General features: G+C 72.7%; 9 protein-coding genes. 4 read left to right on the forward strand and 5 right to left on the reverse strand.

What is annotated here, in order from left to right:
- Nucleotides 1-61 precede the first annotated feature (61 nt).
- Nucleotides 62-541: a hypothetical protein gene (locus ACYVK7_RS23850; RefSeq protein ID WP_460890211.1), complete on the forward strand. Its 480-nt coding sequence runs from the start codon at nt 62-64 to the stop codon at nt 539-541.
- A 57-nt stretch (nt 542-598) separates the two neighbouring features.
- Here ACYVK7_RS23850 and ACYVK7_RS23855 read toward each other — a convergent pair whose 3' ends face one another.
- The 3 genes from ACYVK7_RS23855 to hisD form a co-directional block, all read right to left on the reverse strand.
- Nucleotides 599-1,270 (reverse strand): hypothetical protein, encoded by a 672-nt coding sequence (locus ACYVK7_RS23855; protein WP_460890212.1) that lies wholly within the window; start codon nt 1,268-1,270, stop codon nt 599-601.
- Between the two features lie 74 nt (nt 1,271-1,344).
- Nucleotides 1,345-5,721, reverse strand: a complete 4,377-nt coding sequence (locus ACYVK7_RS23860; RefSeq protein ID WP_460890213.1) for a S8 family serine peptidase — start codon at nt 5,719-5,721, stop codon at nt 1,345-1,347.
- 168 nt (nt 5,722-5,889) lie between these two features.
- Nucleotides 5,890-7,215 (reverse strand): histidinol dehydrogenase, encoded by a 1,326-nt coding sequence (hisD, locus tag ACYVK7_RS23865; RefSeq protein WP_460890214.1) that lies wholly within the window; start codon nt 7,213-7,215, stop codon nt 5,890-5,892.
- A gap of 39 nt (nt 7,216-7,254) precedes the next feature.
- Between hisD and ACYVK7_RS23870 the strand changes: the two genes are divergently transcribed.
- Nucleotides 7,255-7,503 carry an RNA-binding S4 domain-containing protein gene (locus tag ACYVK7_RS23870; protein ID WP_460890215.1) on the forward strand — a complete coding sequence of 83 codons (249 nt, stop codon included), beginning with the start codon at nt 7,255-7,257 and terminating at the stop codon, nt 7,501-7,503.
- Nucleotides 7,504-7,528: 25 nt separating this feature from the next.
- On the opposite strand, the gene ACYVK7_RS23875 is transcribed toward ACYVK7_RS23870, so the two are convergent.
- Nucleotides 7,529-7,933 carry a pyridoxamine 5'-phosphate oxidase family protein gene (locus ACYVK7_RS23875; RefSeq protein WP_460890216.1) on the reverse strand — a complete coding sequence of 135 codons (405 nt, stop codon included), beginning with the start codon at nt 7,931-7,933 and terminating at the stop codon, nt 7,529-7,531.
- 131 nt (nt 7,934-8,064) lie between these two features.
- Between ACYVK7_RS23875 and ACYVK7_RS23880 the strand changes: the two genes are divergently transcribed.
- Complete coding sequence (locus tag ACYVK7_RS23880; protein WP_460890217.1) at nt 8,065-9,384, forward strand: carbohydrate-binding protein; 1,320 nt, start codon at nt 8,065-8,067, stop codon at nt 9,382-9,384.
- 83 nt (nt 9,385-9,467) lie between these two features.
- On the opposite strand, the gene ACYVK7_RS23885 is transcribed toward ACYVK7_RS23880, so the two are convergent.
- On the reverse strand, nt 9,468-10,331 hold the full coding sequence (locus ACYVK7_RS23885; RefSeq protein WP_460890218.1) for an oxidoreductase: 864 nt from the start codon (nt 10,329-10,331) through the stop codon (nt 9,468-9,470).
- A 101-nt stretch (nt 10,332-10,432) separates the two neighbouring features.
- On the opposite strand from ACYVK7_RS23885, the gene ACYVK7_RS23890 reads away from it, so the two are divergent.
- Nucleotides 10,433-11,305: a helix-turn-helix transcriptional regulator gene (locus tag ACYVK7_RS23890; protein ID WP_460890219.1), complete on the forward strand. Its 873-nt coding sequence runs from the start codon at nt 10,433-10,435 to the stop codon at nt 11,303-11,305.
- Nucleotides 11,306-11,426 lie beyond the last annotated feature (121 nt).

Here is an 11,426-nt window from a genome sequence, read left to right on the forward strand (position 1 = left end):
CGCGGCACCGCGCGACCTCCGGCGGATGTGGGCCGTGACCCCGCCGCACGACGCTGGAGCGATGGCATCGACATCGACGATCTCCGCACCCTCGGCAGCGCGACGGCGGCGCACCGGCGCCGCCGTGACGGCCACGGCGGCCCTCGCCGTCGTGGCCTCCAGCACGGCGCTCCTGCTCGGCCCCACCGAGGAGTATGCGCTGATCTTCCCGCCGCCCTGGGTCACGTTCGTCGCCGTCGGGCTCCTGATCGCCGCCTCTCTCGCTCCGCGGGGCCGCGCGCGAACGGTCCTCGGGTGGGCGGCCGCAATCTTCTTCCTGGGCGGGTCCGGCGGTGTCGTCCTCGACGCGTTCCGGGCGTTCTTTTGGGCGACCGGTATACCGGCGGGAGACTTCGCCAGCGTGGACTGGCCAGGGGCCGCAGCTCGTGCCGTGAGCCTGCTCGCCGCCCTCGTCACCGTCCACCACACGTGGCGGCACACCGACACACCCCGGGCGGCAGCTCGGCCAAGCTCGGTCTGCGGGACCGGGTCCAGGTGGTGATCTGGGCCTACCAGAACGGGCTCGCGAGCTCGGCGCGCTGACGTCCGGCTGTTCTCGTCAGGTGGCGCTCTCCTGATCCCGTGCTCGCCGGGCGGTGAGCGCGAGTGCCGCCAGAGGCAGCCCTCCGAGGAGCAGCACCAAGGCTCCGACGAGTGGTCGGGGGACCTCGCTGAAGAGTGCCGGCCCCCAGGCGATCGCGCTCACGGCGGCAACCCACAGCGCGACCATGTAGCGGTTCCTCCGGACGAGCAGGAATGCGGCGCCGCGCCCGGCCCGCGCAGCGCTCGCCTGCCCGGCGCCGCTGCTCGAAGCGGTGGACCCGTCGTGCGAGGCTGTGGACCCGTCGTGCGAGCGCACGTGCTGAAGGGCGCTGACCCCGCCGAGCAGCAGCGCCCCACCGACCGACAACAGGAGTTCCGGGACGTATCCGACGGAACGGGGCGCGACGATCAGCAGGGCACCTCCGACCGTTGTCGCGGCCCCGCCGAGAGCAGCGGTCCTGGACCCCAGCCGCAACCCCGTGGCACGCCTCTCGGCGCTGCCGCGTGGTGGCGTCCGACGTTCCAGCCCCCAGGCGATGAGGGCGATCGGAAGGCAGCCGAGGAAGCACACGGCCGACGCGAGCAGGAGCCGGTCGACGGCCGCGAGTACGAGCGCGGTGGCGATCGTCCCTGCCGTGACGGCCCAGAGGGCCACCGTGAGCCCACGCGCGGTGACTCGGTCGTTCACGGGTCCCCCAGAGGTGGGTGGAAGGAGGGCGCCTGCCGGGCTCCGGGCAGGCGCCCTCCTTGTGGGCCGTCAGGTCAGCAGGCTCCCGCGTCCTGCCAGGGGCCCCACGGTGCGCCCGGCTCCTGGTTGCGGGTCCACCACTGCGCCTCCCAGAGGCGGCCGTCGTGCGCCACCGTCTCGCCACCCGTGTAGATCCACGAGTCGGTCCACGCCAGGTGGGTGTCCGACTCGCAGACGACCTCGGCGCCGACCTCGGCCCACGGGCCCCACGGCGAGGCTCCGGGCCGGTCGCCCTTGGTCCACCACTGAGCCACGAAGACCGCGCCGTCGTACGAGACCGAGTCACCGGCCCGGTAGGTGGTGCGTGCCTCCCAGGCGGGCGCCGCCACGCCGGTCACGGCGACATCGGCCGACGCGACGACCGGTACGGCGTACGGGTCGGACGTGACGTGCTCGGCCGAGTTGGTGTACGTGCCGGTGGTGGCGTCCTGATCCACCGTGACGTCGTACGAGAGCTCGACGGGGTCGATGCTCGGCCCGGCGTAGTCGAGGCAGACGCTGCTGCCGTCGGTCAGGGCGGATGCCGGGTCGCTCGCGTTCACCACGGCGGTGCCGAGGGTGCCCGCGAGGTTCTCGATCCCGATGGTGGCCGACGCGGGCAGCGCGCCGACGTCCCCGTACTCGAAGGTGATCTCCGGCCGGTCGTCCGCCACGGAGTTGTAGATCCACGCCTGGAACGTGCCGACGGAGTTGGAGAGGTCGGTCGGGTCACCACCGAACTCGAACGGGTCGTCCCACTGGACCACGGCGACCTCGCCACCGGAGGTGGCCAGCCGTACACCGCGGTCGTTGGCCAGCGAAAGCTCCAGGTCGGACCAGAGCGGCGCGATCACGCCGTTCGGCTCGGCCTTGGCCGGCAGCTGCTGGGGCTCCCACGGCGTTCCGGCGTACCCACCGGCGACGGTGATCAGGCCGTCGTCCGACACGGTGAGGTGCGGCGACTGCTCGGCGTAGTGCGGGAACGGGCCGATGTTCGGGAACGCGTTGACGGCCGCGCTGTCGCCGTCGAGCGAGCTGAACCCGACGCCGGCCCCGCCCAGGTCGAGGAACCCGGACCAGGCGGCGCACTGCGGGTCCGTCTCCGGGGTCGACGCCTCGTAGGCACCCGCCACGCCAACCGGCGTGGGCATGTCGACCTCCCACGTGATGGTCTGGCCGTCGACCACGCCACCGCCGGTCACCGACTCCGGGTCGATGCTCAGCCCGTCGGGCACCGTGTCGGTGATCGTGTAGGTGAGATCCTCCGGGGTCACGTTGGGCGCGACCGTGAGGTCGTACCCGATGGTGTCGCCGATCCCGGCGGTATCCGTCGACGCGGTCTTGGTCACGTCGTCGCCCACGCGGGACAGACGGACGGGGATCTCCCCGATGCCGTCCGGGTTCTCCGGCGAGGTGCCCAGCACCGCGGTGCCGAAGAACAGGTCACCCTCGGTGGCACCGGGCAGGTCCCAGTGCACGCGCACGTCGTACGGCTCGCCGGCGGGCACGGAGCCCTCCGGCCCGGCCACGCCCGCATTGCCGAGGTCCTCGGACGGGACGACGGCGGTGGCGAGCACGTGCTCGTCCGGCTGGTTCTCGCTGCCGGCCCAGCTCTGGATCAGGACCCACCACGTCCCGGCCTCCGGGTCGGCGACGTCGCAGGCCTCGGCGGAGCCGGACGACGTGGAGGCGCACACCTCGGTCTCGGCGCTCGGTGTGTCGCCCGTGCCCACGAACAGGTCGAGGTCCGCCGCCTCGGCCTCGGTGATCTCGGCCACGAGCCGCGCCGCGCCGTCGGGCACCTCCAGCGTGGTGACCTGGACCTGACCCAGGTCGTCGTACGGCGTGTCGTTGGTCGGGTCCTGGCTGAGCGAGCCCTCGTGGAGGTCGGCAGCGCTCAGACCGCGCACCGAGCCGGTGAAGTCGGTGACCTCGACGGAGCTGATGCCGGTCACGGCCTGCGAGCCCGCGTCGCGACGGGTGGTGATCTCCACCTCGGCGGGCAGGATCGCGACGGCCGGGACGACGGCGACCGGCAGGGTCACGACGGGGACGTCCGGGTTGCTCGGCGTGAGCGTGATGCGCCCGAACAGCGTCTCGCCCTCCGGTGCACCCACCACGTCGGCGGTGACGGCGATGTCGAGCGAGTCACCTGGCGACACGGCGGTCGCGGGTACGTCCACCGACACCGTCAGGCCCTCGTCGGAGGCCACCGAAGCAGTCCACGTGACGTCCGCCGGGGCGGACGGCGGGACCTGCGCCGTGCGCTCCCACGAGCACGTGGCCAGGCACTGCGAGTCGGCGAAGGAGGGCAGGTTGAGCGTCTTGGGGTCGCCGCCCGCCTCGGGGTCCGCCGCCAGGTAGTTGGCGTGGGTCTCGTCGAACAGCAGGCCTGCCTGCGCGGCGAGCCCGATGTCCATGTGGCCGCTGCCCTGCTCGTACGGGGTGGCGGGGGAGCCGTCGAAGTCCACCACGCTGGTGCGCGCCGTGGTCATGAGCGCCGACTGCTGCTGCGCGGGGGTCCAGTCGGGGCGGGCCTGCGTGAGCAGGGCTCCGGCGCCGGCCACGTGCGGGCTGGACATCGACGTGCCCGAGATGATGCCGTACTCGACGTGGTCGTACGCGCCGTCGGCCACGCCGTACGCGGCGAGGATGTCGACGCCGGGGGCGGTGATGGACGGCACGATCGTGTCGACGGCCCGGTTGGGGCCGCGCGAGGAGAAGCTGGACATCGTGTCGCCGAGGGCGTCGTCCTGCGTGAACGTGGTGCCGGAGATCGCGGCGGTGTGCCCGGACCCCTCGGCCAGCCAGGTCTTGAGCGTCTCGCCGTCGTCGTACCCGAGGAACACGCCCGGTACGGCGAACGCGTCGCCGAGCACGGAGTCTCCGTTGACCTCGTCGTTCGTCAGGACGAAGCCCGCGGCGCCCTGCGCGGCGACGTTCTGCGACTTCTCGACGCGGCCGTTGCCGCCGCGGTCGCAGAGCACGATCTTGTCGGCGAACTCCGCCTCGTTGCCTGACGTGGTGAGGCACTGGGGGTCGTCGACCGAGCCCGCGTAGACGATCGCGGTGGCGGGCAGAGGGCCGGTCAGGGACTTGCCGGTGAGGTCGCCGAGCTCGCCCGCGCTGCTGGTCAGCCCGGTGAGGGTGTTGAACGCGTGCCGGCTGTGCGTCGAGGCACCGACCGACGTGAGCCAGGGCGCGTCGGCGGGGGAGCCGGTGGTGGCGAAACCGGGGCCGTCGTTGCCGTTCGAGGTCGCCACGAAGATGCCCGCCGCGCGGGCGTTGAGGAACCCGAGCGCGTCGAAGTCGTTCCACAGGTCCGACGGCGCGGACGAGCCGATCGAGTAGTTGATGACGTCGACGCCGTCGGCGATGGCCTGGTCGATCGAGGCGGTCAGGCCCGCGGTGGTGCAGCAGCCGCGGTAGCTGATCACGTTCGCGTGCGGGGCCACGCCGGAGACGTCGAACGTCGGCGGGTTGGTGCCCTCGGGTGCGGTCGGGATCACGTCGTCGACGACGTTGCCGCCCGACGTCGAGGCCGTGTGCGAGCCGTGCCCGTCCTCGTCCAGGGCGCTGCGGTCCTCGGCGGTCAGGAACCCGTAGGCGCCGATCAGCTTGCCGTTGCACGGGAAGTCCGGGTCGTACTGGTCCGTGTTGGCCGGGTCGCACGCGCCGAGGTAGTTGCCGGCGCCGAGCGGGTTGGTGTGCGTGTAGCCGTCGGAGCCGGTCTCGGCGAACGACGGGCTGCTCGGGTGGATCCCGGTGTCGATGGTGCCGATGACGACACCCTCGCCCTGGTAGTCCTCCGGCAGGCCGAGCTCCTCGACGGCGTTCCACAGCGCGTCCGCGTTGCTCCAGGCGGGGCCGGAGTCGGTGTGCAGCTCGTGCTCGCGGTCCAGCGCGATGTGCTCGACGGCCGGGTCCTTGGCCACCTCGGCGGCCTCCGCCGGGGTGAGCACGGCCGAGACGCCGTTGACGGCGTACTGGTACGTGAACGGCACCTCGACGTCGTGCCCGACCGCGCGCTCCATGCGGGTGACGAAGTCGCCCTGCTCCGCCTCGAGGAACTCGGTGTACTCACGTACGCGCGGAGCCGACGGGTCCAGCGTCCGGCCGGACCGCGGCGCGGTCGCGTCCAGGCCGTCGACGCCGCCGTCGTAGGTGGGCACCGCGGCGTCGGACAGCCGGATCAGGTAGGTCCGTTCCGCCTTCCCACGGCCGAGCGACAGCTTCTGCATGTCCGGCGTGCGCTCGACGCCGGGCTGCGGCGTGGTCTCGGCCGGGACGAGGTTCTCGGCGAGAGCGTCCCGCGGATCGGCCTTGTCCGCCGCGGGTGGGGCGGCGGGTACGGCGACGGCCGCCGGCGCGGCTACTGCCGCTAACGCCGTGACGGCCGCTATGACGAGCATGGACGTTCTGGACCGGTGAGACATCTACGGCTCCCTCAGTACGGCAGCGATGGAACGAGCTCGAGCAGGTGCTCGCTATTCCTTCGCAGGTCAGGAGGCTGTGTCAATGATTCCGCACAGGATTCACCCGGTCCCGGATCCGACACCGCGAGCCAGGAGAGGGCGTGGCTAGTGGAAGCGGCCCCGGACGGCCTCGCCGTGCGCCGGCAGGTCCTCGTCGTTGGCCACGGCGACGATGCGGTCCGCGAGCTCCTCGAGGGCGTCCCGCGTGTACTCGACCTGCTGCACCGACTTGAGGAAGGCGTGCACGCCGAGGCCGCTGGCGAAGTGCGCGGTGCCCCCGGTCGGCAGCACGTGGTTGGACCCGGCCATGTAGTCGCCCAGGGACACCGGCGACCACGGTCCGACGAAGATCGCGCCCGCGCTGTGCACGCGCGAGGCGACCCGGCCGGCGTCGGCCGTCTGGACCTCGAGGTGCTCGGCGCCGTAGGCGTTGACGACCGCCACGCCCGCGTCGACGTCGTCCACCAGGACGATCGCGGACTGGGGGCCGTCCAGGGCACGCGCCACGCGCGTGGAGTGCTTGGTGGCGGACGCGAGGTCCTGCACCCTGGCCTCGACCGCGGACGCCAGCTCGACGGAGTCGGTCACCAGCACGGACGCCGCCATCGGGTCGTGCTCGGCCTGGCTGATGAGGTCGAGGGCCACGTGCCCGGCGTCGGCGGTCGCGTCGGCGAGGACCGCGATCTCGGTGGGGCCCGCCTCGGCGTCGATCCCGACGATGCCGCGCACCAGCCGCTTCGCGGCGGCGACGTACACGTTGCCGGGGCCGGTGATCACGTCGACCGGCTCGCACAGCGTCCCGCCGTCCTGCTCCTGGCTGCCCGCCGCGCCGTAGGCGAACATCGCGACGGCCTGCGCGCCGCCCACCGCGTAGACCTCGTCCACCCCGAGCAGTGCGCACGCCGCGAGGATGGTCGGGTGCGGCAGCCCGCCGTTGTCCTTCTGCGGCGGCGACGCCACGGCGAGGCCGGGCACACCCGCCTCCTGCGCCGCGACGACGTTCATCACCACGGACGACGGGTACACCGCCAGCCCGCCGGGCGCGTACAGGCCGACGCGCTGGACGGGGATCCAGCGCTGTCGCACGACGGCGCCCGGCGCGAGGTCCGTCACGTGGTCGGCGGGGAGCTGTTCGGCGTGCACCCGGCGGACCCGGCGGATCGACTCCTCGAGCCCGCGGCGGACCAGCGGCGTGAGGCCGGCCAGGGCGTCGGTCAGCGCGGCGGCGGGGACCCTCAGGTGCTCGGGGGCGACCCCGTCCAGCCGCAACGCGATCTCGCGCAGCGCCGCCGCGCCGCCCTCACGGACCTGGCGCAGCAGCGGCTCGACCACATGGACGGCCTCGTCCACTCCGACCTCGGCGCGGGGCAGGACGTCCAGGAGAGCGCGGCGCCCGAGGGACTGGCCGCGCAGGTCGATACGTTGGATCACCCTGCCAGTCTATGGCGCGAGGCGGTGGACAATGGTGTGGTGTCCAACTCTGCCTTCGAACCCGACTCCGTTCCCCAGGTCCCGATCCGTGACGACGTCATCCGGCTGGGCCAGTTCCTGAAGCTCGCCGACCTGGCCGAGGACGGTGTGCAGGCCCGCGACCTCATCGCCGACGGCGAGGTGCGCGTCAACGGCGAGGTCGAGCAGCGCCGCGGCCGTCAGCTGGTCCGTGGTGACGTGGTGAGCGTCTCCGTTCCCGCGGGCGAGCTGTCGGCCCAGGTGGGCTGATCCGAGTCTCTCCGGCGGGCGGACGTCAGGACGCCATGTAGGTCGAGGCCATCACCTTGTCGACCGTCACGCGCAGCACCACCCGCTCCGGGTTGGGCTCCAGATGACGGTAGCGGCGCGCGTACCGCGCGACGGCGTCGGCGATCTCCGCCTCGTCCGAGCTGACGGCGATGGTGCCCTCGAGCGTGATCCAGCGACCACCGGAGACCTGGCAGAGCGCGGCGCGCGGCGCACCGCCGTCGGCCAGGGGAGCGACGTTGCGCGCCTTGTACGACGTGCGGTTCGTCGTGATCCGCGCGACTCCTGCCTCGGGGTCCCACGTGAAGGCGACAGGGACCACGTGCGGGCTCCCGTCGGGGCGCAGCGTGGTGAGGGTCGCGAGGTGGCGCTCGGTGACGAACACGAGCTGCTCGGGGTTCAGTCGGATCACGACGTGAGTCTAGGTCGGTCCGCCGGCCGTCCTCGCGTCGCCCGGCGGACCCGGTGTGGGTTCCCCGTATTCCCCGGCGCACGGTATTTGGCTAGCGTTCCTGACAAATGCCCGTGCCCAAAGGAGTGGCCATGAGACGGCGTACCTCGTTCCTGGCGGCGGGAGTCGCCGCCCTGCTCGTCACAGGACTGGCGATCCCCGCCGTCGTCGCGTACCCGGGGCCGGCGGCCCAGGCGGCCGCCGCCGACTGCGCCGCAGCGACGTGGGCGGAGGGCAGCACCTATGCCACCGGCGACCACGTGACCCACCTGGGCCGCGGCTACACCGCCCTCGTCGGGCACACCGCGCACGTGGGCGCCGGCTGGACACCCGGCGCCACGCCGAGCCTGTGGTCGGACGACGGCGCGTGCGCCACCGAGCCGGACCCGGACCCCACGGACCCGACGCCGGACCCGGACCCCACCGACCCGACGCCCGACCCCGAGCCCACGCCGACCGACTGCAGCCAGCGGCCGCGCCCGTCGGGCAAGGTGCTGCAGGGCTACTGGGAGAACTGGGACGGCGCGAGCAACGGGGTGCACCCCGGGATGGGCTGGATCCCGGTCACGGACTCGCGCATCACCCAGCACGGGTACAACGTGGCGACCCTGGCGTTCCCCGTCATCCGGTCGGACGGCACGGTCCTGTGGGAGGACGGCATGGACTCCGGCGTGCAGGTGCCGTCGCCCGAGGAGATGTGCGCGGCGAAGGAGAGCGGTCTGACCATCCTGATGTCGATCGGCGGGGCCACCGCGGGGATCGACCTCTCCTCCCAGGCCGTGGCGGACCGGTTCGTCGAGACGATCGTGCCGATCCTGCGGGAGCACAACTTCGACGGCATCGACATCGACATCGAGACGGGCCTGACCGGCAGCGGCTCGATCACCGAGCTCTCGACGTCGCAGGCCAACCTGATGCGGATCATCGACGGGGTGCTCGCCGGGATGCCGGACGGGTTCGGCCTGACGATGGCGCCCGAGACGGCCTACGTGACCGGAGGCAGCGTCGTCTACGGCTCGATCTGGGGCTCGTACCTGCCCATCATCAAGAAGTACGCGGACAACGGCCGGCTGTGGTGGCTCAACATGCAGTACTACAACGGCAGCATGTACGACTGCTCCGGCAACTCATACGCGGCGGGCACCGTCGAAGGCTTCCGGGCGCAGACCGACTGCCTGGACGACGGGCTCGTCATCCAGGGCACCACGATCCGGGTGCCCTACGAGAAGCAGGTGCCCGGGCTGCCCGCCCAGCAGGGCGCCGGCGGCGGGTACATGGAGCCGTCGCTCGTCTCGCAGGCGTACGGCTCGTACGACGGGGCGCTCAAGGGCCTGATGACCTGGTCCATCAACTGGGACGGGTCGCGCGGCTGGACCTTCGGCGACAACGTGCGGGCGCTCCAGGGCCGCTGACGGGCCGGACGAGCGCGCACCTGCACGGCAGAGCGCCTGTCCGGAGCATCCCGCTCCGGACAGGCGCTCCGACGCCGGTGGCCTCAGGCGATGGAGTCGAGCACCGCGATCTCGTCGTCCGGCAGCACCAGGTCGGCCGCCGCGACGTTCTCGCGCAGGTGCGCCACCGACGACGTGCCGGGGATCAGCAGGATGTTCGGCGAGCGCTGCAGCAGCCACGCCTGGGCGACGGCGGCGGGGGTGCTGCCCAGCCGGTCGGCCACGGCGCTCAGCTCCACCGACTGCAACGGGGAGAAGCCGCCGAGCGGGAAGTACGGGACATAGGCGATGCCCTGCGCGGCGAGCGTGTCGATCAGGGCGTCGTCGTCACGATGGGCCAGGTTGTAGTAGTTCTGGACGCACACGACCGGGGCGATCGACCGCGCCTCGGTGACCTGCTCCGGCAGCACCGTGCTGACGCCGAGGTGGGTGATCAGACCCTCGGCCTGCAGCTCGGCGAGCGCGGTGAACGACCGGGCGATGGATCCGGGCTCCGGCCGTTCCACGGCGCCGACGCGCAGGTTGACGACGTCGAGCCGGTCCAGCCCGAGGTGCTCGAGATTCTGCTCGACCTGCCGCCGGAGCGTGCCCGGCTCACGCTCGAGCACCCAGCCGCCCTCGGCGTCGCGCACCGCGCCCACCTTCGTGACGACGTGCAGGCCCGGGTAGGGGTGCAGGGCCTCACGGATGATCTCGTTGGTGACGTACGGTCCGTAGAAGTCGGCGGTGTCGACGTGGTTCACGCCGAGCGCCACGGCCTCGCGGAGCACGGCGACGGCGCCGGCGCGGTCCGCGGGCGGGCCCAGGACGCCAGGGCCAGCGAGCTGCATGGCGCCGTAGCCCATGCGGGAGACGGTCAGGTCGTCGGCGAGCGTGAAGGCGCCGCCGGGGAGTGTCTGTGTGGTCATGGCTCCACGTTCACGCGGTCGGCCGCCCACAGGCAGTGCCCGGACGATCCTGGGGGCAGGAGGACCAGGCAGCCGGGCGCGGCGCGGCCTACGGTGAGGAGATGAGCAGCGAGACCCCGCTGGGGGAGTACCTCAGGGCACGCCGCGAGCTGGTACGGCCCGCGGACGTCGGACTGCCGGCGGGCGGTGTGCGCCGGGTGGCCGGCCTGCGCCGTGAGGAGGTCGCGCTGCTCGCAGGCATCAGCGCCGACTACTACCTGCGGCTGGAACAGGGCAGGGACCGGAACCCGTCGCCCCAGGTCCTCGAGTCCCTCGCCCGCGTGCTCCTGCTCGACGAGCCGGCCACCAGGCACCTGCTCGGCCTCGTGGCGCCCGCGCCACGGCGACGCCGCAGCAGGGCGCGCCGCGAGGTCGTCCCGGCGGGGACGCTCCGGCTCCTGGACCGGCTGAACATCCCCGCATACGTGGAGGGCCGGTACTTCGACGTGCTCGCGGCGAACCGGACGTCCCAGGCGCTCTCGCCCAACCTCCGGGTGGGGCACAACCGGCTCAGGGACCTGTTCCTCGACCCCGAGGAGCAGGCGCTGCACCCGGACTGGCCCGACCTGGAGCCGAAGTTCGTGGCCAGGTTCCGCGAGGCGGTCGGCACCGACAACGACGACGAGCGGGCCGAGCGGCTCGTCGGGGAGCTCTCGCTCGCCTCGGAGCGCTTCCGCACGCTGTGGGCACGGCACGACGTGAGCCTCGGGACGCCGCACCGGACCCGGATCCTGCACCCACAGGTCGGGGAGCTGGAGCTGGACCTGGAGAAGCTCTCGATCGGCGGGACCGACCGGCAGATGCTCGTGCTGCTGCACGCGGCGGAGGACTCGCCGAGCGGGGAGCGGCTCGCGCTGCTCGCGTCGCTCGCCGCGCCGGACAGAAAGGGCGCGTCACGCGGCGCGGTGGCTGCCGACGCCGTCGAGAACGGGTGACCGCACGCCGTCAGCCCGCACGGCCGGACGTGCTGCCGGGGGCGAGGTCGGTCCCCGGTGTACTCATGACCCGCCGCGCCGACCGCTCGTTCGTCAGCGAGTTCACGCGCAGGATCGTAGA

This window comes from Promicromonospora xylanilytica, assembly GCF_054782895.1.

Coding starts and splice junctions, on each gene's coding strand:
- ACYVK7_RS23850 (WP_460890211.1), top strand. CDS start 62: ATGGCATCGACATCGACGATCTCCGCACCCTCGGCAGCGCGACGGCGG.
- ACYVK7_RS23890 (WP_460890219.1), top strand. CDS start 10,433: ATGAGCAGCGAGACCCCGCTGGGGGAGTACCTCAGGGCACGCCGCGAG.
- ACYVK7_RS23860 (WP_460890213.1), bottom strand. CDS start 5,721: ATGCTCGTCATAGCGGCCGTCACGGCGTTAGCGGCAGTAGCCGCGCCG.
- ACYVK7_RS23880 (WP_460890217.1), top strand. CDS start 8,065: ATGAGACGGCGTACCTCGTTCCTGGCGGCGGGAGTCGCCGCCCTGCTC.
- ACYVK7_RS23885 (WP_460890218.1), bottom strand. CDS start 10,331: ATGACCACACAGACACTCCCCGGCGGCGCCTTCACGCTCGCCGACGAC.